The organism is uncultured Gulosibacter sp., from assembly GCF_963509965.1.
In the GTDB taxonomy this organism is placed as follows: domain Bacteria; phylum Actinomycetota; class Actinomycetes; order Actinomycetales; family Microbacteriaceae; genus Gulosibacter.
Genome location: NZ_CAUPDE010000012.1, coordinates 1 through 22,143, shown reverse-complemented (window position 1 = coordinate 22,143; position 22,143 = coordinate 1). Strand labels below are relative to the sequence as shown.

General features: G+C 58.7%; 16 protein-coding genes and 2 tRNA genes. 10 read left to right on the top strand and 8 right to left on the bottom strand.

The annotated features are described in order from the left end of the window. Nucleotides 1-16: 16 nt before the first annotated feature. A complete protein-coding gene (locus RQ865_RS08110) occupies nucleotides 17-982 on the top strand; it encodes a D-alanine--D-alanine ligase (protein WP_311478727.1) in 966 nt (321 codons plus the stop codon). A 92-nt stretch (nucleotides 983-1,074) separates the two neighbouring features. Here RQ865_RS08110 and RQ865_RS08105 read toward each other — a convergent pair whose 3' ends face one another. From RQ865_RS08105 to rpmH, 8 genes are all read right to left on the bottom strand, one after another. Then, nucleotides 1,075-2,307 (bottom strand): ParB/RepB/Spo0J family partition protein, encoded by a 1,233-nt coding sequence (locus RQ865_RS08105; RefSeq protein ID WP_311478726.1) that lies wholly within the window; start codon nucleotides 2,305-2,307, stop codon nucleotides 1,075-1,077. Further along, the gene (locus tag RQ865_RS08100) at nucleotides 2,307-3,197 is read right to left on the bottom strand and encodes an AAA family ATPase (protein WP_311478725.1); all 891 of its coding nucleotides are present in this window, start codon (nucleotides 3,195-3,197) and stop codon (nucleotides 2,307-2,309) included. The genes RQ865_RS08105 and RQ865_RS08100 overlap by 1 nt, the downstream gene beginning before the upstream one ends. A 24-nt stretch (nucleotides 3,198-3,221) precedes the next feature. Next, on the bottom strand, nucleotides 3,222-3,887 hold the full coding sequence (rsmG, locus tag RQ865_RS08095; protein ID WP_399521821.1) for a 16S rRNA (guanine(527)-N(7))-methyltransferase RsmG: 666 nt from the start codon (nucleotides 3,885-3,887) through the stop codon (nucleotides 3,222-3,224). 4,690 nt (nucleotides 3,888-8,577) lie between these two features. Continuing rightward, the gene (locus RQ865_RS08090; protein ID WP_311478724.1) at nucleotides 8,578-9,141 is read right to left on the bottom strand and encodes a R3H domain-containing nucleic acid-binding protein; all 564 of its coding nucleotides are present in this window, start codon (nucleotides 9,139-9,141) and stop codon (nucleotides 8,578-8,580) included. 63 nt (nucleotides 9,142-9,204) lie between these two features. Further along, on the bottom strand, nucleotides 9,205-10,179 hold the full coding sequence (gene yidC, locus RQ865_RS08085) for a membrane protein insertase YidC (RefSeq protein WP_311478722.1): 975 nt from the start codon (nucleotides 10,177-10,179) through the stop codon (nucleotides 9,205-9,207). Nucleotides 10,180-10,188: 9 nt separating this feature from the next. After that, nucleotides 10,189-10,524, bottom strand: coding sequence for a membrane protein insertion efficiency factor YidD (gene yidD / locus RQ865_RS08080; RefSeq protein ID WP_311478787.1), 336 nt, complete (start codon nucleotides 10,522-10,524; stop codon nucleotides 10,189-10,191). Next, nucleotides 10,517-10,909, bottom strand: a complete 393-nt coding sequence (rnpA, locus tag RQ865_RS09815) for a ribonuclease P protein component (protein WP_399521816.1) — start codon at nucleotides 10,907-10,909, stop codon at nucleotides 10,517-10,519. The genes yidD and rnpA overlap by 8 nt, the downstream gene beginning before the upstream one ends. Before the next feature lie 22 nt (nucleotides 10,910-10,931). Beyond that, on the bottom strand, nucleotides 10,932-11,069 hold the full coding sequence (gene rpmH, locus RQ865_RS08075; protein WP_311478720.1) for a 50S ribosomal protein L34: 138 nt from the start codon (nucleotides 11,067-11,069) through the stop codon (nucleotides 10,932-10,934). A 441-nt stretch (nucleotides 11,070-11,510) separates the two neighbouring features. Here rpmH and dnaA point away from each other — a divergent pair, with 441 nt between their 5' ends. From dnaA to RQ865_RS08030, 9 genes are all read left to right on the top strand, one after another. Beyond that, the gene (dnaA, locus tag RQ865_RS08070; RefSeq protein ID WP_399521820.1) at nucleotides 11,511-12,983 is read left to right on the top strand and encodes a chromosomal replication initiator protein DnaA; all 1,473 of its coding nucleotides are present in this window, start codon (nucleotides 11,511-11,513) and stop codon (nucleotides 12,981-12,983) included. A gap of 469 nt (nucleotides 12,984-13,452) precedes the next feature. After that, complete coding sequence (gene dnaN / locus RQ865_RS08065; protein ID WP_311478719.1) at nucleotides 13,453-14,595, top strand: DNA polymerase III subunit beta; 1,143 nt, start codon at nucleotides 13,453-13,455, stop codon at nucleotides 14,593-14,595. A gap of 3 nt (nucleotides 14,596-14,598) precedes the next feature. Beyond that, nucleotides 14,599-15,813 carry a DNA replication/repair protein RecF gene (gene recF, locus RQ865_RS08060; protein ID WP_311478717.1) on the top strand — a complete coding sequence of 405 codons (1,215 nt, stop codon included), beginning with the start codon at nucleotides 14,599-14,601 and terminating at the stop codon, nucleotides 15,811-15,813. Then, nucleotides 15,806-16,312, top strand: a complete 507-nt coding sequence (locus RQ865_RS08055; RefSeq protein ID WP_311478715.1) for a DciA family protein — start codon at nucleotides 15,806-15,808, stop codon at nucleotides 16,310-16,312. Before recF ends, RQ865_RS08055 begins: the two co-directional genes overlap by 8 nt. 161 nt (nucleotides 16,313-16,473) lie before the next feature. After that, entirely contained in the window at nucleotides 16,474-18,633 is a 2,160-nt protein-coding gene (gyrB, locus tag RQ865_RS08050) for a DNA topoisomerase (ATP-hydrolyzing) subunit B (RefSeq protein ID WP_399521819.1), read from the top strand. Nucleotides 18,634-18,684: 51 nt separating this feature from the next. Further along, complete coding sequence (gene gyrA / locus RQ865_RS08045) at nucleotides 18,685-21,267, top strand: DNA gyrase subunit A (RefSeq protein ID WP_311478711.1); 2,583 nt, start codon at nucleotides 18,685-18,687, stop codon at nucleotides 21,265-21,267. Between the two features lie 17 nt (nucleotides 21,268-21,284). Continuing rightward, complete coding sequence (locus RQ865_RS08040; RefSeq protein ID WP_311478710.1) at nucleotides 21,285-21,692, top strand: DUF3566 domain-containing protein; 408 nt, start codon at nucleotides 21,285-21,287, stop codon at nucleotides 21,690-21,692. A 102-nt stretch (nucleotides 21,693-21,794) separates the two neighbouring features. Next, nucleotides 21,795-21,871: transfer RNA gene (locus RQ865_RS08035), tRNA-Ile, on the top strand. A gap of 7 nt (nucleotides 21,872-21,878) precedes the next feature. Beyond that, nucleotides 21,879-21,951 (top strand) — tRNA-Ala (locus RQ865_RS08030). The last annotated feature ends 192 nt before the right edge of the window (nucleotides 21,952-22,143 follow it).

Sequence of the window (22,143 nt, the reverse complement as noted above, 5' to 3'; positions counted from 1 at the left end):
ATCAGAAGGAATCCGAATGAGTATCGAAGGTCGTCACGTTGTTATTCTGTCGGGCGGTATTTCACACGAACGCGAGGTATCGCTGCGCTCGGGCCGCCGCGTTGCCGATGCGCTCACACAGGCCGGCGCCCGCGTCACCGTGCGAGAGCCCGACGAGACACTGCTGCCGTGGCTGCAAGAGGCCGAGTACGACGTTGTCTGGCCCGTGCTGCACGGCGCCTCGGGTGAAAACGGCGCACTCTACTCGCTGCTGCGTGCACTGGCTGTGCCCTATGTCGGTTCGCGTCCTACCGCGGCGAAACTCGCATGGAATAAGGCCACCGCGAAAGCGCTCGTGAAGCGCGCCGGGTTTTCGACGCCGCAGTCGATCGTGCTGCCCAATGAAACCTTCCGTGAGCTTGGTGCCGCAACCGTCATTCGTGCGGTCGCGCAGGGCATCGACTATCCGGCCGTGGTGAAGCCCGCAGAGGGTGGCTCTTCGCAGGGCGTGACCTTCGTGAACAGCCTCGCTGAGTTCTCGCGCGCGCTGGTGACGGCCTTCACTTACGGTGAGACCGTGATCATCGAAAAGCAGATCATTGGCACCGAGGTGACCGTCGGTATCTTCGACCGCGGCAATGGGCCCGAAGTGATGCCGCCGGTTGAGATTGTGCCCAACAACGGTGTCTACGACTATGCCGCCCGCTACAACGCCGGTGAAACCACCTATTTCGCGCCCGCGCGCCTCAACGACGACACCCTTGGCCGCGTCAAGCAGGTGGCGCTCGACTCGTATGCGGCGATCGGTCTTGCCGATATCGCGCGCATCGACTTCATGGTCGACGAGCAGGGCGAGCCATGGTTCATCGAGGCCGACCCGATCCCCGGGATGACCGAGATGTCGCTGGTGCCGCTGGGTATCGAAGCCGCCGGCCTGCAGATCTCGGATGTGTATGCCGACATCGCCGAGCATGCAGCCGATCGCGGACCACGAGGACAATAACATAATAGGACGGTGATCAGGGATTTATCTGATCACCGCCCTATTGCTTTTGGGCGCCGGCTGGTTGTGCTGCCGGGGCTTGAGTGCGAGCCTTACTGTTCGCTATCTTCACCCAGCTCGGCAAGGATGCGACGCAGATCGGCCAATGACGCGTAGTCGATCGTGATCTGCCCCTTGGTTTTGCGCAGGGTCACCTTCACGCGAGTGTTCAGTCGGTCGCCGAGACGCTCACCAACCTCGTTGAGATAGCCGGTGACCGAATCGTTCTCGAACTCGGGTTTGGGTGTGTTCGTGTGAGTGGTTGCACGCATCGAGCCACGCGCGGCAGCCTGTTCTGCGTCGCGAACCGAAAGGTTTTCGTTGACGATCTTGTCGGCAAGCTGCTGCATCGCTGCCGGTTCACCCATCGAGAGGATGGCGCGCGCGTGCCCTGCGCTGAGCACACCGGCTGCGACCCGCTGCTGCACCTCGACCGGCAGTCGCAGCAGCCGCAGCGTGTTCGAGATCACCGGCCGCGAACGGCCGATGCGTTCGGCGAGCTCGTCTTGTGTGCATCCGAAGTCGTCGAGCAGCTGGCGGTAGGCGGAAGCCTCTTCCAGCGGGTTGAGATCGGCGCGGTGCAGGTTCTCGAGGAGGGCATCGCGAAGCATGTCTTCGTCTTCAGTTTCGCGAATGATTGCCGGAATCTCGGTGCGACCAGCAGCCTTCGTGGCTCGCAGACGTCGCTCACCCATGATGAGTTCGTATTCGGCCTCACCAGCACGCGGATCGTCGCTGCGAATCGGCCGCACCACGATCGGTTGCAGCACGCCGAACTCGCGCACCGAGATGATCAGTTCGTCAAGCGCATCCTGGTCAAACTCGTGACGCGGCTGCCACAGGTTGGGAACAATCGTCGACGGGTCGAGCACCCGCAGCGAGGCACCGGGAACCGGCAGCAGTTCGGCATCCTCGGGCTGCTGTGGCGTCTCGCTCACCGCATCGTCGCTGGTCTTGATCCCCTCGACGTTCTCTTCGCGGTCAGCGCTTTCTGGCCCCTGTGAGCGCTCAGCGGTTTTGGTGTGCTTGGCGCTCGGGGTGGTTGCTCGTGCCTTGGGTTCGGTCTTTGGTGCGGCCTTTTTCGCGGGTGCGCGCTTGGCGGTTGCGGTCTTTTTCGGCTCCGACTCGGTGGTGGTATTGGGCTGCGTCTTCGCTGCTGCCTGGGTGCGACCACTGGGGGCACTGCCATCGAAAAATACATCGACTGCGCGCTCATCTTCGGGAGTGTTGGTGGGGATGAGTGCGCTGAGTCCGCGACCGAGCCCTGCCCGCTTCTTCGTTGCCATTATTTCGAGTGTCCTTGCTGAGTGATTTCAAGTGCCGCTTCTTTGTAGGCAACGGCACCGATGCCATTGGGGTCGTAGGTGAGCACGGTCTGCCCGTAACTCGGAGCTTCTGAGATGCGCACCGAACGCGGGATGATGGAGTTAAGCGTCTGTTCGGGGAAGTGTTTGCGAACTTCGTCGCGAACTTCCTGCGAGAGATTGGTGCGCTTGTCGTACATGGTGAGCAGGATGGTGCTCAGGTGCAGATTTGGGTTCACGCTGGCGGTGAGTCGAGTGATGGTTTCGAGCAGCTGGCTGAGCCCTTCGAGTGCGTAATACTCGCACTGGATAGGGATGAGCACCTCTTTTGCGGCGGTGAACGCGTTCATCGTGAGCAGGCCGAGCGACGGCGGACAGTCGATGAACACGAAGTCGTAGCGTTCACCGGCGCGCTCTGTCTCTTCGAGATGGGCGTTGAGCACTCGGCTCAGCCGAAGATGACGGTCATCCAGTTCGATGAGTTCGATTTCGGCTCCGGCGAGATCGATCGTTGCCGGTAGGCACAAAACGTTAGGAATTTCTGGCGATTGTTGGATGAGCTCGGAAAGCGGGGTGCCGTCAATGAGCGCCTCATAGGTGCCGGCAATGTCGAGGCCGTGTTCTACTCCGAGCGCCGTGGATGCGTTGCCCTGCGGGTCGAGGTCGATTACCAGCACTTTCATGCCGAGCACACCAAGTGCTGCAGCCAGGTTGACGGCAGAGGTGGTTTTACCTACGCCGCCCTTCTGGTTGGATACAGTAAAAACCCTGGTGGCAGCGGGTTTTTTAGTCTTGGTTTGATTCAGTTGACGGCGCCGTTTGTTGAGCTCTGCCAGTTGGCGAGCGATGGGCGAATCGAATATGTCGTTCATGAGTGGCAGTCCTTCACGTTGGCGCTAGGCAACCGTTGCTCGGATGACGTGGGTGGGTTCGGTGTCGAGCGCTGCGCCGACCAGCTCAACGCGCACATCCTCGAGATGAAATTTGCGGATGAGTTTCGCGGCTTTGGTGACCTCGGCTTCGGCGTTCTTGCCTTTGAGCAAGACGAGCTCGCCGCCATATTCGACCAGCGGCACCGTCCAGGGAATGAGCTTTGAGAAAGCCGCCACGGCGCGCGCAGTAACCACATGAAAGGCGTTCTGATCAGCGATTTCTTCTGCTCGTGCGCGGATTACGGTGACGTTGTTTAGGCCGAGATCGGCGATAGTTTGCGTGAGCCAATCAGAGCGGCGCTCCATAGGTTCGATGAGCGTGAACTGCAGCTCGGGTCGAGCGATAGCCAGTGGGATGCCGGGCAAACCGGCACCCGAACCAACATCACCGACGGTGCCGCTGAGCAGTGGTGCGATCAGAGCTGAGTTAATGATGTGCCGAGTCCACAGTCGAGGGTATTCTTGCGGCCCGATAAGTCCGAGTTTTTCACCATCTCGAACGAGCAGATTTGCGTACTGATCTGCGATTTTTACTCGTTCGCCGAAGATTTCTTCGGCCACTGCGGGGCGAAGTTCCACGTGAAACGTTTTGTCGTGATTTGCCCCGTCGTGCTGTTCAGCATTGGACACCACGCTGCGCTCCCTCCTGTGTGCGTTCAGTACGCTCGAATGCCCATTCTTTCATGCTCCAGGCCTGCACTGCAGATTCCCCAGGTTCGGTAATGATCGTCCTATATCTGGCTGAGAATCAGCGAGTTATCCACAAATTTGTGGAGAGTTTGGTGGATACCTGTGGATTACTTGTGGATGGCTTGTTAGTGTCACCGGCACACGTGCATTTTCTGTCGATGAGGGCGTGATATGCAGCCGATTCGCGTGGAGGCATTGCAGACTTCGCCGATAGAGATTGGTTTGTTTGACAACGCAGTTTCACGTGAAACACGTTTCAGGGCTGTGGATGAGCCAGTTATATGTCAATGCTGCCAGTTCGACTTATGTTGAATTGGTGTTGTTGTCGGATTTTCTGCGGTCTACCGACCGGATGCGACCCTGGTGAGACCTCCCCGGTATGACGTTTCCTGTTCTGCGTACGGATGGTCTCGGCTGCTTCTGCAGTCACCTACTTAGAACTCACTTTGGTGCATTGCGCGCAACAGGTCCGTTTCACGTGAAACGTGTAGGTACTTCATCAATGCACTCTCAGTCGATCTTGGTTCGTTGCCGACTTGCGATTCAGTGTTTTGGCATCAACACACTCTTCGCATGGGTGCGTCTCGTGACAGTCGCCCGAACCTACACCACCGTGACGTTGCGAGAGTGGTGTTGTTTCATAGTGCTGATTGGGTAGTGCGTTACTGACGAAATAGAACCGGCCGCGGCGCAAGTATGGCTTACCCCGGATGTTGTGACGTCTGAGTTTCGGGGTCTTTGTTCCAGCACACGAGCGGTGTTTCACGTGAAACATGCGAGTGCTTGTTGGGTGCACTTTTGCTCTGTTTCGTTAGCTGCACTTTGGCATCTGGTACGCGTCTGAGTCATGAATGTTCCACTTCTGTGATGCGTCCGCACGTTATTGATTCTGACGCGTCCTTCGAGGAATGCTGCGGCGCGAGCGTGAAAGGAAACCGGTTACGTCAAGCCTCACCATTTGATGCACGATCGTTTCGGGTGCGGGCGTGGAGTGCCTCGCTGTCCGGGGAGATTCGGGGGCTATCGTCAGCTTCCGTGCACGGGTGCCCAGAAACTGCGCAGTGAAAGTGGTGACTGGCTCAAACGTATGTTCTCAGGGATGAACGGGTGGAAAGTTTGGTCGGTGCTGCTCTGCTGCGCTGGGCGCACAGTTACACACACTTGGTTTAGACATTCTCGCCCAAACGCCGATGAGAGTGCGGTGTTGCCTTCGGTCTTGACGCTTCCATTTGTGCGCCGTCCATTAGCGGCCCGTGTTTCACGTGAAACACTTCTGTGATCAATTCACTGCTTCGGCCGTGAGTTTCGGCTTGCATCTTGCCTGATCAGCGCAGTTCACACCTTTCGTGCCCGCATTCGACCGGGTCACTGTCCCTCTCGCCGATATCGGAAGAGGCTCAGGTGCCCTCGCTTTGTTCGTATTCTCGAAACCGTCCCATGCTCGTTATTTCGAGAGCACCCTTTTTGGGTTGCCTGGGTATCCACTAAGCGACCAGTGTTAGGTGGTCATGTTTCACGTGAAACATAGGTGCACTCGTTCGGCTATGGGTGTGCTCATTCAGTACGGCGGTGCCGTGTGTCAGTTCGCCAGGTATTGCAACACGTCATCGTTGCGCTCGGGTGCTGTACAGAGCGAGGCGCACGCGTCCACTGATTGTAGGCAGCCGCGCGCAGGCATTGGCTACCGCACCTGCAGTCCATACTTTTCGACTGCGCAGCACGGTTGGTAGCGACCTCGCACACTGCATGCCACGCAGCTTCGAGTACGCCGGCTTCGTATTTGTGGCTCTCGCGAACATCATCGACAACTGTCAGTGCTCTCAAGTGACGTTTCACATGAAACATGATCATTGGTTATACGCACTAGGCGCACTGCGTCAAATTCCCCGAGATAGTTCCGACTCGATGTAAGTGGCCGCGGGTGCCGACGTAGCGACGGGCCCGCCGTAGTTCACAACGAGACACAGTCACCGTTGATCGCTCCGTTTCACGTGAAACCGAATCCAACAAATGTGCACCTTGCCAGGCACGTGCCGGGTCGAACGCCATTGTTGGTCTGTCAGCTGGTACTTGCCCGGGCATTGGCCTAAATGAATTGCAAGTTTTTGCAGGTCTCGGCTACGCAAGCTCGGCACCGATGCTTCCCATGCCCTACGCTGCATTGGCGGTTTGTTTCGTCCACCAATTATTGCCTCTACACGTACAAACGTACAAACCTCTTGTGCGGTGTGATCGACTCGTAGTGGAGAAGCTAGGGAGCCCCCAATTGAACCGGCCTTCGCCTGGTGTCACTCGGGTCATCCGGGGTCGATTGAAGAGAACCTAGCGAACTCGTCCTTCACTCTACCCGCGTTGTACCGCCGCTGCGGTACGCACCTACAACTCCGATGGTGGAGCACGTGTGGTACGACGCAGCTTCTGTTTCACGTGAAACAGCGGCGAGGGCTAACACCTTCTAATTTCCCGGCTTGTTCTGCTAACGGCTAGATCACTCGGAGCGGCACGTTCTCGCGCATCGCTGGCAATGGCTAGACCATTGTTCGGTAATGCCAATCTTTGTTGTTGAGCTTGATGCCTCTCGAGTAAACCACCCGCACCGTGTTCCGCCACACTGAAGCCGGATAGGCATAGGATCACAGCGCCATTCGTTTCACGTGAAACACGAGTGGTGGGTTGCACGCGTGAAGTTCCGGATTGATAGGAATCGATCCTGGCGAGTCCGAGCGCTGCGAGAGGTCGGCACTTTCGTTGCCCGTACCGTCTTCGCACTGCTGGGGGCGACTCACGGTCGCTCGCGTTCAGCCCATCGCTACTTATCACGCAACCTGCACGCCAAGAAGCTGCCTAGCAACCTGCGCGCCAAGAAGCATTCTCCAAGCCAAAGTGACCTGCGCCCCGGTTGCGGAGGCCGTTTCACGTCAAACACCGCCAGGCAAGTATTGCTGACAGCATCGGGGGTTGACTTCCCACAGCGACATCTTCGTCAGCAGCGGATTGAACCCTGCGGTTCAGCAAGCCAAAATCTCCTGCATGCCAGATATCGCCCCTGCAATTCGCCTCGCTAGTACTTGCGAAGTCAGCCTGGCAATCGCTCCCCATACCGACATTGGCCTGGTGGTGAACTACCGCGGTTTGGTTCACGTGAAACATTCAGGCCAATGCCACAGGCGACAGGCCAGTAAGTTCAGCGACGATATTGACGCACGTGAGGTTCTCGAAGCTCTACAAGCCGTGTGCGAGAGGGTTGCTGCCGGTGAAGCCCCGCGAATCCACTCGCATCCAGTCACTCAGCGTCAGAAGTAGAACGAGCGCGCGTGGCGCCTCGCCAGATGCCGGCCGCAGCCTCTAGTGGTTAATGCACTTCATCGCCCAAGCAGGCAGCTACGCCGTTAATCTTGTCAGATAGTCGGCGGGCGCCAACACATTCCGTTTCACGTGAAACAGTATTCAACTGGGAACTCTAGCCGTGCTCCCAATCCGCACGTACGGAACATCATGATCTGTAAGACGCGAACGGGCCGAAACCAGCAATACGCTCTGCAGCGAACACAACAGACCACCGTCAATTTGCACGTCTCCGCTGTTCGCGCGAACACACTTCCCAAGCTCGCACGCTCTTCGATTTGCTGCAGCCCGCCACCGGCATCATCCGTTTCACGTGAAACAACGACAATCAAGTTTCACGACCACAGACAGTCATGGGTTCTTGCCCCGCGGGTGAGCGTTCAGAGCCACGCGATTCCAGAGGTGAAACGCTCCCGCTCGGTCAGCACCAACCGTCTCTTGAGTTCACATCTCGAGGCCACACATACACAAGGCGACCCTTGAGGCAGTATCCGCACTGGTTAGTGCTCCAGCAGTCCACAATCACGCTGAACTTTGTGCCACCCCTTTTCTGAGAGCGCCACTTTGAAGACGAGCGTGTTTCACGTGGAACACCCAAAGACGACCTTGCTCATCTAGATGCAGTTGACGGTTTGCGGGCATCCAGATTGATAGGGCCACAGCTAACCTGACGATGTCTTCTTTCTGGATGGATCGGTCAACCAGCTACACCTTCTAGGCAGCCTTCGCCGACCGCCTGCACCCGGAATCCGCACACCAAGCCCTCCACCGGATTGATCGAAAGCTGAGGCAGAAGCACTTGCGGTATCACGTGAAACAATCACGTGAGATGCTGTCCATATCGTTCGAGCACCCGACTCACTCCACGCGGTGGTTGAACGAGATTCAGATTCCCGCAGTAATAATCCGCAGCGTCTACGGCTCGGCGGCTGTGACGTATATGGGTGTTTGATAAGCGGAAGTGCACTCCAGCCGCCACACATCTGCGGAACTCTTTCTTAATCCGTCTCGGACAAGATCGTCGAACAACCTCATGCGTTTCACGTGAAACAACTGACTGATGCCAGCAAGCCCCTGACAATCGCTCGAGAGGTGGCTATCGAGCAATACACCGGGTCAGCCGGATAACAAAGTGGTGGGGCACCAAATCTGGCACCCCACCACTCAAGAAATCGCTACCTGGCCTGCAAAATCCCTATCTGATCAGGCATTTTATCGCGAACAGGGTGACATTTCACCTCAAACGTTTTTATGCTCTGACCTGGGATTTTTTACAGGAGCGATTCTAAGCAGAAGTTTCTGCAATAGGACGGATCACCGTGTGGCGTTCACGCCCCTCACCCTCACTGTCAGAACTGTATCCACGTTCCGCCGCCACATCGTGCACGAGCTTCCGCTCATACGAAGACATAGGCGGCAGTGCCGCCGATGCAGCACCCGCTTCAATACGGGCGATTGCCTTCTCGACCAGTTCATCGAGTTCACGCTTGCGAGCCTCACGCGAACCATCCACATCAAGAATCAGCCGCGAAAACTCACCAGTCTCGGCCTGAACCGCCAGGCGCGACAGCTGCTGCAATGCATCCACGGCATCCGCACCACGCAGTCGCTGCAGGTTCGACTCACCCTCGGTCACCACCGACACATAGGTGCGACCATCGCGAACGTCGATTTCTAGGTCACCGTCGAGATCAGCGATATCGAGTAGTTCTTCGATGTAGTCGGCAGCGATATCGCCCTCATCGCGAATTTCGTCATCCTCAAGCACTTCATCGCCGGCAGCCGCGTCGACCTGCGACTGTTCACTTTCGCCCGCCACCGGCTGCTTGTCACGCTCAATCTCGGTCATACTCATTCACTCCATCCACGGTGCCAATCGGCGTAATTCGACCATACTGCGAGATCGTCAGAACTACTTGCCGCCCTTATTCTTCTTTTTCTTCTTCGCGCGGGCCTTCGACATCGGCTGCTGCCGCTGACCGCTCTGCTGGCGCACAACCGGGTTGCCATTGGCATCCTTTCGGTTGGCCGGGTTATCGGGATGCGTGTCCCACTTGCCCTGCGCGCGCAGGCGTTCCTCGCGCTTCTTCGCGGCCTCCGAACCGGGAGTCGGCATATTGCGAATGGTCCACCACTGCTGACCCATGGTCCACAGGTTCGACATCATCCAGTAGCTCATCACACCGATCGGGAACATGACGCCCGTTACCGCCATGACCAGCGGCAGCACGTACATCATGATCTTCTGCTGGCGGTACATGGGCGATTCCTTCGCCGCCTGCGAGACGTTCTGCGCGGTGATCTGGAACTGAGTGAAGAACTGGCTCACCACCATCAGCACGATGATGGTGATTGCCACCACCACCACGGCGCCGTTATCACCGTTGGTGCTGAGCGTGTCGCTCAGGCGGGCGCCGAAGATAGTCCCGTTCGAGAACGATTTTGCCAGCTCAGCGCTCATCAGACCGACACCGGCCTCGTGGCGGTTCGCCGCATTCAACACTTGAAACAGAGCGAAGAAGATCGGCATCTGAATCAGCATCGGCCAGCAACTGGCAAGCGGACTCGAACCATGCCGCTTATAGAGTGCCATCATTTCCTGCTGCATGGCCTGCTGCGAGAACTGGTCGCGCTTACCCTTGTACTTCGTCTGAATCTTTTTCAGCTCGGGCTGCAGCTCCATCATGCCGCGCATCGACTTAATCTGGCGCAGCATGAGGGGAATCATGGCGGTGCGCACGACGAGCACCAGCACGAGAATCGATAGAATCCACGTCCAGCCACTGTCGAAGTCGAGTCCCAGCGCGGTCAGCCCGGTGTGCGCGCCCACGAGGATGAGCTCGATGACCCACCGCAGCGGCCACAAGATGATTTGGAAGATATCCATTCGCTCGGATCAACCTTTCCTTTGCAGGTTCGAAAGCACAAAACCGTGTTTCGTAAGTCTGATGCGCTCGGGCCGCTTGAGCTCGGGCACGTAGTCAAAATCGGGCTTCGCCCACGGGTTGCAGCGAAGAATCCTCCAGGCAGCCATACAGCTACCGCGAAGCAGTCCGAATCGCTGCACTGCACCTAAACCATACGCGGAACACGTGGGGTAATACCGACACACGTCACCATAAATGGGTGAGACGAACCGCCGATACAGCAGCAGCAAGACCACACCGGCATTCCGCGGTACGAGCGCGACATTGTGCAGGGCGCGCCGCAGCTGCACCTCGACGTCACGCATTGGTGACCTCATCGCCACATGAGCCACAGTCTTCAGCTTGCGGGCGAATTTTCTCTGACGCCGCCAGCAGTTGCCGGCGGCAGTGTGTTCGAAGTGTCTGAAAGTCACCTGCGGCACCATCCGGATGCACGCGAATCACGAACTCCATCCCGGCCGGTAGTAGCGGCAGTGCCTCGAAACAGATGGCTTTCAGTTGCCGACGCAAGCGATTTCTCACAACAGCAACACCCACCCGCTTGGTGATGATGAATCCAAAGCGGGTGGGTGCGTTTGCGTCATCGCGCAGACATGCGTGAACGGCGACAAGGCGACCCCCAACTCGAGCACCCCGCGAGATTCGTCGATAATCGACGCCCCGGGTGACTCGATGCTGTGGTGCAAGCACCGCCGACCGCGCAGCCGGGCGCTTAGACCGACAGGCTCTTGCGACCCCGTGAACGACGGTTCGCGAGGATCGCGCGGCCCGCGCGGGTGCGCATACGTGCGCGGAAGCCGTGCTTCTTGTGACGACGACGGTTATTAGGCTGGTAAGTACGCTTCGACATGAGAATTTCTCCGGTTCGAGGCCCCTATGGGCGCACTACGAATCTAGCCCGGGTACTGGGCAACCAAGCCAGATTACGCCCAAGCACGATCTTGGTCAAGACCGTCGAACATATTCCGTCGATGACTAACACCGCGTGAAGCGATTCGACCGGCGACTCGCCGTGAACTCAGAAATGGACTGTCTTTTCCAGGCTCGGTGGTCGTATGCTTGAGCACCTAACCCCCCGATCGCTAACTCAACCGGTTACGAGCGAGTGGGGTTATACACAGCACTTGTGGATAACTTCCACACGACGCAAAATGTATATCGCCCGTTCTCAGTGCAAGTACTTCGACGATCCTCGAGACTGCGTCGACGGGTTCTATTTTCATGCCCATAAGCGAAGGGAGCCCGGTTGTCGCTCGATGTTGAAGCCATTTGGCGAGCTCTCTTTGACACCATGCGCACCAACCCGGATGTGCCCGCCTCAGTGCGTGGTTTTTTGTCGCTTGTCACACCGAAAGGCGTGATGGGAGGCACAGTATACCTCGAAGTTGCGAACGATTACACCCGCTCAACAATCGAGCAGCGCGCACGCGTCCCGCTGCTCGATGCAATCGGTAAGCTCGACAATCCCGAGGTGGTCAACTTTGCCGTGATCGTGAACCCCGAGGTCGAACCGGTTCCGGCAGCCACGCCACCCGATTACGAGGCCGAGACGCACCAGAGTGCCACCGAAGCCGCTGAAACCGTACTGCAACAGACATCGTTCACCGATCTCTCCACAAGTTATCCACAGCCTGGGACGCAGGCGATCACCGCCGACACCGCGGTCGATCTCCCGCCGCTCGGTTCCGGTCAGCTGCTCCATCTTGACGACACCGATCAGACCATTCCTCACGATTCACGGCTCAACGAGCGCTACACCTTCGACAACTACGTCATTGGCAGCTCAAATAGGTTTGCTCATGCCGCTGCCGTCGCAGTAGCCGAGGCACCGGCGCGCAGCTACAACCCGCTGTTCATCTATGGCGGTTCGGGCCTCGGCAAAACACACCTGCTGCACGCCATCGGTAACTATGCCGAGAGTATGTACCCCGGCATCCGGGTGCGTTACGTGTCGAGCGAAGAGTTCACCAACGACTTCATCAACTCGATCGCCAATAACAAGGGTCAGCAGTTCCACGCACGCTACCGAAGCAACGACATTCTGCTCATCGACGACATCCAGTTCTTGCAGGGCAAAGACTCGACCGTCGAGGCATTCTTCTACACCTTTAACACGCTGCACCAGCACAAAAAGCAGGTGGTCATCACCTCGGATGTGCCGCCAAAAAAACTCACCGGCTTTGAAGAACGCATGGTGTCACGGTTCGAGTGGGGCCTCATCACCGATGTTCAATCACCCGACCTCGAGACCCGCATCGCTATTCTGCGCAAGAAGGCCGAGGCAGACAGTGTGCCCATTCCCGACGAGGCGATCGAGTTCATCGCGGCGCATGTGACCGGCTCTATCCGTGAGCTCGAGGGCACGCTCATCCGCGTAACCGCGTTCGCGAATCTCAACAAGCAGCCCATTGACCTCAACCTGGTCACCACGGTGCTGAAAGATCTGATTGTTGATGATGAGCCACAGGTGGTCACACCAGACGACATCATCACCATCACAGCCGACTACTTCCGCATTTCGACCGATGAAATTTTCGGCTCGAGCAGGTCGCATTCGATCGCGAATGTTCGCCAGGTGGCGATGTACCTTTGCCGCGAGATGACGAGTCTCTCGCTCCCGAAGATCGGCCAATTGTTTGGCGGCCGCGACCACACCACCGTCATGTATGCGCACCGCAAAATCAGCAAGCGCATCAATGACGACCGACAGCTGTACAACCAGGTGACCGAGCTGACCTCACGCGTGCGCCAAAACAATCGCTAGCCCGATACCTCGCGTCGGTTTCCACACCCGCCCCGCATCCCTGTGGGTCGGGTTTTCGTGTTGCGTTCTCCCCAACGACACTGAAGTTATCCACAGGGCACTGTGGATAGAACTGTGAAATGTCGTGGACAGATTGGGGAAAGTGTGTGATTTGTCCATCACGGCTCAAGCTGTGGATAACTTGTGCACAACAGTGTGCATCCGGCGGACAGAATGTGGATAACCATGAACCAGCTGTGTAATCGTGGTGTTTACTCACATTCTTGATCGCGATCAATCACTTTCCCCTCACGGACCGGTCACAACTTACAGTCATGTAGTTCCTTACGAAGCAACGCTCGCGACAGAGTTATCCACAGTCTCCACAACCCTTATGACTGCTATTAAAGACAAAACTTTAAAGAAGCGGTTCAGTGACACCATCTCGCCCGGCTAGCATGGGAGATCAACCGATACGAGAGGACTCACCGTGAAGTTCGAGGTCAACCGCGACATCTTCAGCGATGCCGTGTCGTTTGTCGTGAAGCTGCTGTCGCCGCACCCCACACAGCCGATTCTCACGGGTGTTCTGCTTGAAGCGCGCGACGGTGAGCTGGCACTTTCGTCATTCGACTATGACGTGTCGAGCCGCACCGCCATCGAAGCTGCTGTTGATACTGCCGGCGCGGTACTGGTGCAGGGTCGTTTGCTTTCAGAAATTGCCAACCGTCTTCCTGACGCACCGGTGACGATTGAATCGGATGACCGCAGCATTAAAGTAACCTGCGGCCGTTCATCCTTCTCGCTACCAACAATGCCAACCGAAGAGTTCCCATCGCTGCCGAGCGTCGAGGGTGTGCAGGGTGTTGTTACCGGTAGCGATTTCGCGGATGCGGTGGCGCAAGTTTCGGTCGCGGCTTCGCGTGACGACGTTGCCCCGATGATCACCGGTGTGCATCTCACCTTCGGCCCCGACAACCTCAGCCTGGTTGCAACCGACCGCTACCGTGTTGCGGTGCGCGAGCTCGGGTGGCAGTCGAACTTCACTGAGGGTGAAGATGCCCTCGTTGTCGCCCGCACGCTCAGCGATATTGCTAAATCGTTCGCGCAAGCCGAACAGGTGGTCACCACCCTCATCAGCGAGGGCGACCGCAAACTCATCGCTTTCAGCGCCGGTGGCCGCACGGTCACTTCGAGCCTGCTCAAGGGGAAGTTCCCCGCGGTGGGTCGTCTCTTCCCGGCCGAAACCCCGCACTTTGCTGTGATTCAGAAGAGTGATGTGATGGATGCCGTGCGTCGAATGCAGCTCGTGCTTGAACGCGAACAGGCGCTGCGGTTTTCGTTCACCCAGGACGGGCTCGCACTGGATGCGGTTGGTGCCGAGCACGCCGCCGGTTCGGAAGAGCTTGGCGTGCAGCTCACCGGCGACGACATTGTGGTTTCGTTGAAGCCCTCGTTCTTGCTGGATGCACTCAGCCAGATTCACTCGGCCTTCGTGCGCATCGCATTCACCCCCACCGACAACCCGAACAAGCCTGGCCCGGTGCTGCTCACCGGTCAGACATCGCTGGATGAGGCAGCAGAAAACGACACCTATCGCTACCTGCTGCAGCCAAACCTGCTCATGCGGTGATCGGTGTACGTTCGTCACCTCACCCTGCGGAACTTCCGCAATTACGCCGATGCCGAACTGAGTCTTGGCGTCGGCGTTCAGGTGTTTGAGGGGGCAAACGGGCAGGGCAAAACCAACCTGGTTGAGGCCATCGGTTATCTCGCCACGCTCTCATCGCACCGAGTGTCGTCGGATACGGCGCTGGTGCGGTTCGGTGAGAAGTTGGCCATTGTGCGTGCCGAGCTTGCGCACCGCAATCGGGTGCTGGCAATCGATGTTGAGGTGCAAAAATCAGGCTCGAACCGGGCGCGGGTGGGCGGTCAACCGGTGCGGGCGCGCGAGTTGTCGCGATATTTCACGACCGTGCTGTTCGCTCCCGAAGATCTCGCGCTGGTTCGCGGTGAACCGCAGCAGCGGCGAGATTTTCTTGACAGTCTCTTGGTGACCCATTCATCCCGTCTGGGTGAAGTGTTGCAGCAGTACGACAGGGTGCTGCGGCAGCGAAATTCGCTGCTGCGCAGTGCCAAATCACAGCGCTTGGATGCGAGTGCCCTCACCACACTCGACATTTGGGATGAGCAGCTCATCACGCATGGTTCGGTGATTGTTGCCGAGCGGCTGGCGCTTGTTGAGCGACTTGTGCCGCACTTGCAGGATGCGTACGAGTCGCTGGTTAATGCGAACCACCATCCCGAACTCACTATGCGGGTGACCGCACTCGCTGACGGTGGTCGATTGATGGATGATGACGACACCGGTGAGCAGCGCGGCACGGTCACGCTGGCCGAAATTGAGACGCGATTTGCGGAACGCTTGCGCGCCGCCCGCGAAAAAGAACTTGAGCGGGGCGTGACCCTTGTTGGCCCGCATCGGGATGATGTGACGTTTTGGCTCAACCAGCTCCCGGCACGTGTCACCGCAAGTCACGGTGAGTCGTGGTCGTTTGCGCTGTCGCTGAAGCTTGCGGCAGCACAGCTGGTGCGCAGCGAGTCGCGCACCGGTGACCCGGTGCTGATTCTTGACGATGTGTTTGCCGAGTTGGATGCCGCGCGTCGGCAGCGGTTGGCAGCGGCGATCGACGGGTTTGAGCAGGTGCTCATCACCTGTGCGGTGCTCACCGATATTCCTGAGTCATTGCGCGAGCATACGATTCATATTCGCGCCGGACACATCATTGACCGTGCGGATGCAGACCGCGAAAATGCACCGACAACCGACCCGGAGGACGGCGATGACTGAGCAGCAGCTTTCGGAATCGACCGTGGTGTGGCTGCGGTTGAAAGAGGTGTTTGGTGGCCAAACCACCAGTTTCCGCCGCCGTCGCGAGCTCGCGGCCGCGGCAAAACAACCCACCGCTGCAGAAGAGTTGCCGTTCGGTCCGCGGCGCGATCCGGTGTCGAGTGGTGATGTGCTCGCATCGCTGTTTCGCAGTAACGGTTGGGATGCATCCCTCGCTCAGGCCGAGGTGCTTGAACGCTGGCCTGAGATTGTTGGTGACCGGGTAGCCCAGCATGCCCGCGCGCTGTACATCAACGAGCAGGTGCTGGTGGTGCAGTGCGACTCAACCGCCTGGGCCACGCAGCTGCGATTACTGTGCACCACGCTGGTCGCCAAAATTGCTGAAGAAATTCCGGCCGCTGACGTTACCAACTTGAAGCTCCTCAATCCCGGCGCACCCTCGTGGCGGTACGGAAAATGGTCGACGCCAGGTCGTGGCCCGCGAGACACTTACGGATAGTTGCTACGTAGGGAACCACGCAAGCGGGGGTAAAACGCCGCAGCGGCCAGTTTCAGGCCGGATAGCTCAAGTGCTTGCTAAACTGAATCGTTGCACGAAACACGTGTGTCAATTTTCGTGTGTGTTTATTCAAGGAGCGCGATCCGATGAGCGATACCCCCATGTCTCACGAGCCTGAGTCGACGTCGAACCCCGACGCGGCTGCCGGGGCAAGCGAGCACTCGCACACCTCATCGCACGCGGCGCACGAGCGTCACCGGGTTGAGCACGATTACGGTGCCAGCCAGATTCAGGTGCTTGAGGGTCTCGAGGCGGTGCGCAAACGCCCCGGTATGTACATCGGGTCAACCGGGCCCGAGGGTCTGCACCACCTGGTTTACGAGATCGTTGACAACTCGGTGGATGAATCACTCGCCGGCTACTGCGACAACATCACCATCACGCTCCAAGACGATGGTGCCGTGACCGTGGTCGACAACGGTCGCGGTATTCCGGTTTCGACCCACCCTGTTGAGGGCATCTCAACGCTCGAGGTGGTGCTCACCAAACTACACGCCGGCGGTAAGTTCGGTGGCGGCGGATACGCGGTGTCGGGTGGTCTGCACGGTGTGGGTTCGTCGGTGGTGAATGCGCTCTCGCACCGTTTTATCGCCGAGGTGAAGCGCGACGGCTATCTGTGGCGGATGGAGTTCCGTGACGGAGTGCCGGTGGGGCCGATTGAGCGTGGCGAGGCCACCGAAGAAACCGGCACCAAAATCACTTTCTACGCCAACGGCGACATTTTCGAGACCACGCACTACGACTACGAGACCCTGCGACTGCGTTTCCAGCAGATGGCGTTTTTGAACCGTGGCCTGCGGATCACGCTCGTTGATGAGCGTCCCCTAGACGACCAAACGCAGTCACTCACCACAGTCAGTGAGGTGCTCGCCACCGACGATGCACCCGCATCCGAGACCGATGTCGACGAACCGGTAACCGCCGACACCGTCGAGGCGAATGCCGTAGCAACAGGGCCGCGCAAAGTGTCGTTCTGCTATGAGCGGGGCCTGGTCGACTATGTGCAGCACCTCGTGAAACGCCGCAAAGTCGAGCCGCTGCACGACGAAATCATTGAGTTCATTGAAGAAGACACCGAGCAGACCGTCTCGGTAGAACTCGCCATGCAGTGGACCTCGTCATACTCCGAGTCGGTGCACTCGTTTGCAAACACCATCAACACCAAAGAAGGCGGCACCCACCTTGAAGGTTTCCGCACCGCAATCACCTCGGTGATGAACCGCTATGCCCGTGAAAAGAACCTGCTGAAAGAAAAAGACGAAAACCTCACCGGTGACGATGTGCGTGAGGGGCTCGCGGCAGTGATCTCGGTGAAGCTTGGCGAACCACAGTTTGAGGGGCAGACAAAAACCAAGCTCGGCAACACCGAAGCAAAAACCTATGTGCAGCGCGTGGTCACCAACGGTCTCAGCGACTGGCTCGACCGCAACCCGCAAATGGCGCGCGAAATCATCCGCAAGGCAACGCAGGCCTCGGCAGCGCGCCTGGCAGCCCGCCGCGCCCGCGAACAAACCCGCCGCAAGGGGCTACTCGAATCAAGCGGTATGCCCGGCAAGCTGCGCGACTGCACCTCACGCAACCCGGCCGAATCCGAAATCTTCATGGTGGAGGGTGACTCGGCAGGTGGCTCGGCCGTGCAGGGGCGTAACCCGCGCACCCAGGCCATCCTGCCGCTGCGCGGCAAGGTGCTCAACGTTGAAAAAGCACGCCTCGACCGTGCCCTGCAGAACAACGAAATTCAATCGATGATCACCGCCTTCGGCACCGGCATTGCCGACGAGTTCGATGCTGACAAGGCCCGCTACCACAAGGTGATCCTGATGGCCGACGCCGATATCGACGGTCAACACATCACCACACTGCTATTGACGGTGCTGTTCCGATTCATGCGGCCGCTGATCGAAGCCGGCTATGTCTACCTCGCGCAACCGCCGCTGTACCGACTCAAATGGTCGAACGCCGACCACGAATATGCCTATAGCGACGCCGAGCGCGATGCGCTGCTTAGCGCCGGCCAAACCGCCGGCAAACGCATCCCGAAAGACAACGGTATCCAGCGCTACAAGGGTCTGGGCGAAATGAACTACAACGAGCTGTGGGACACCACTATGAACCCCGAAACTCGTACCCTCCGCCAGGTGCAGATGGCCGACGCCGAAGCTGCCGACGAAGTGTTCGCCACCCTCATGGGCGAAGACGTCGAAGCCCGGCGCGCGTTCATCCAGCACAACGCACACGACGTGCGTTTCCTCGACATTTAGCGTGCATCCCAACGCAGATTTCATCACCAACTTGACTGAGGCGAAGCAGTAATGGCTGACCAGCACGAAGAAACCCCAGAGACCAACGAAACCGCCGGCGAAATCGTTGCCGGTCGCGTGACACAGGTTGATCTGCAGCTCGAGATGCAGCGCTCGTACCTCGACTACGCCATGAGCGTGATCGTGGGCCGGGCCCTTCCCGAAGTGCGCGACGGGCTCAAACCCGTGCACCGGCGCGTGATCTACGGCATGTACGACGGCGGCTACCGACCTGAAAAATCGTTCTCGAAGTGCGCGCGTGTGGTTGGTGACGTGATGGGTCAATACCACCCGCACGGTGACTCGGCGATCTACGACACCCTGGTGCGTTTGGTGCAGCCGTGGTCGATGCGCTATCCGCTGGCGCTCGGTCAGGGCAACTTCGGTTCGGCCGGTAACGACGGCGCTGCTGCCCCGCGTTACACCGAAACCAAGATGGCGCCGCTGGCCATGGAAATGGTGCGCGACATCGAAGAAGAAACCGTCGACTTCATGGAGAACTACGACGGTCAAACCATGGAACCCACCGTGCTACCGGCACGGTTCCCGAACCTACTGGTCAACGGTTCTGAGGGTATCGCCGTGGGTATGGCCACCAAAATCCCGCCGCACAACCTGCGCGAGGTGGCCGAGGGCGCACTGTGGGCGCTCAAGCATCCCGACGCCAGCCGCGACGAACTGCTTGATGCGCTCATCGAACGCATCCCCGGCCCCGATTTTCCCACCGGCGCGCAGATTCTCGGCACCAAAGGCATCCACGAGGCCTATCGCACCGGCCGTGGCTCGATCACCATGCGTGCCGTGGTCAATGTTGAAGAAATTGGCTCGCGCACCTGCCTGGTGGTTACCGAGCTGCCCTACCAGGTCAACCCCGACAATCTCGCCAACCGTATCGCCGAGCTCGTTAAAGAGGGCAAGCTACAGGGCATCGCCGATATTCGCGACGAAACCAGCGGCCACACCGGTCAGCGTCTCGTGCTCGTACTCAAACGGGATGCGGTTGCCAAGGTCGTGTTGAACAACCTGTACAAGCACACGCAGCTACAAGACACGTTCGGTGCCAATATGCTCGCCATTGTCGATGGCGCGCCCCGCACCCTCACCCTCGACGGCTTCATCTCGGCGTGGACCTCGCATCAGGTGGAAGTGATTGTTCGACGCACCCGCTACCGCCTTCGCAAGGCCGAAGAAGAGGTGCACATCCTGCGCGGTTACCTCAAGGCGCTGGATGCGCTCGACGAGGTGATTGCGCTGATCCGCGCCTCTGCGACCGTCGAGATTGCGCGTGCGGGACTGATGGAACTGCTGGATGTTGATGAGATTCAGGCTTCGGCCATTCTCAACCTGCAGCTGCGGCGCCTCGCTGCGCTCGAGCGTCAGAAGATCATGGATGAGGCCGCCCGCCTCGAAGCACTGATTCTCGAATACAAAGGCATTCTCGCTTCGCCCGAAAAGCAGCGCGAGATCGTTGCTGATGAACTCACCGAGATTGTGCGCAAATATGGTGACGATCGCCGCACCGAGATCATTCGCGGCTACGAGGGTGGCGTTTCGGATGAGGATCTCATCCCGGTTGAAGAGATGGTTGTTACTGTTACGCGAGGTGGCTACATCAAGCGCACCCGCAGCGATAACTACCGTTCGCAGCACCGTGGCGGTAAGGGTATCCGCGGTGCACAATTGCGTGCCGACGATGTGGTGGAGCATTTCTTTGTGACCACCACCCACCACTGGCTGCTGTTCTTCACGAACTTTGGCCGGGTGTACCGCGCGAAGTGTTACGAGCTGCTCGAGGCCGCGCGCGACTCGAAGGGTCAGCACATTGCCAACCTGCTGCCGCTGCAGCCGGATGAACAGGTGGCGCAGATCCTCGACCTCGAAAATTACGAGGCACACGATTATCTGGTGCTCGCCACCCGCAACGGGCTAGTGAAAAAAACCGCGCTGTCGCTGTATGACTCCCCGCGTCAGGCTGGCATCATCGCGATCAAGCTGCGTGACGGTGACGAACTGGTTTCGGCGATGTCGGTGAACGAGGGCGATGACATTTTCATGTTCTCGAAGGCGGGTCAGTCGCTGCACTTCATCGCCGATGACGAGCAGTTGCGCCCCATGGGCCGTGACACCTCGGGTGTGAAGGGCATGTCGTTCCGTGATGACGACTACCTCATTAAGGTCGCGGTGGGTGACGCCGAGGATGATCTGTATGTGTTTACCGTGACCGAGCAGGGGTTCGCCAAGCGCACTCCGGTTTCCGACTACCGGGTGCAGGGGCGAGGTGGCCTGGGTATCAAGGTGATGAAGACCACCGACGACCGTGGCGCGGTGGCCGGTGCGCTGCTCGTGCACGAGGATGACGAGGTGCTGGTCATCATGACTTCGGGCAAGGTTGTGCGCTCGGATGTGAGTGAGGTGCCGGCAAAGGGACGCGACACTATGGGAGTGGTGTTTGCCCGCCCTGACCGGGGAGATATCGTGTTGGGTCTGGCGCGTAACTCGGAGCGCGACCTCGGTGAGGATGCGATCGCCGAGGGTGACGAACAAGCGGCTGCGAATGAGGTCGACACCGAATCGACCGTGGCCGACAATGAGTAGCGCTAGGATCGGATGCCATGACTTCTGTCGCCGATAAACTCGCCCGTAAATCTGAACGGCGCACCGCCACCAAACAGGTGCGTCTTCGCCTCGTGAAGGTGGATGTGTGGTCGGTCGTAAAGATCGCCGCAATCCTCGCTCTGTGCATTGCGGTGGTCATGGTGGTTGCCGCGGTGCTGCTGTGGCTGGTGCTGCAGCAGACCGGTGTGATGCAGTCGATTGACGACTTACTCAACGATGTGACCGGGTCGAAGGGTGTCACGGTTGAGTCGTTCGTGAGCTTCCCGGGGATGCTGATGTTCTCGCTGATCACGGCCGTGTTGCAGTTTATTGTGACCACGGCACTGGCGGCTATCGGGGCGGCGGTTTACAACCTCATTGCGCGCATTACCGGCGGTTTGGTGTTCGGTTTCACCAACCAATAATCCACCGCCGGGTCGGGCACTGAAGTGGTGTGACACGGCCGCAGAAACTGTGGTAGAGTCGTTCATCGTGCCGAAGAGATTCGGGCACAGCAATCGAGATCTGGGGCTATAGCTCAGGCGGTTAGAGCGCTTCGCTGATAACGAAGAGGTCCGAGGTTCAAGTCCTCGTAGCCCCACCACTCTCGAGGGGCCTTAGCTCAATTGGTAGAGCGTCTGTTTTGCAAGCAGAAGGTCGGGGGTTCGATTCCCCCAGGCTCCACAAACGAAAAAGACCTCCGAGAGGGGGTCTTTTTCGTTGCGCGCGTGGCGCGGGCGCTGTGCGTGCCCGTGCTCGCGCTGTGCCGCGCCCGCTGCATCCGCCGCTGTGTGCCGTGCACCCCTCGCCTCAACCTGGCAGTGGGCTGACCCCGTTTCGTAGGTCCGGTGGTTCTGAGAGTCGTCCTGTCGCCCG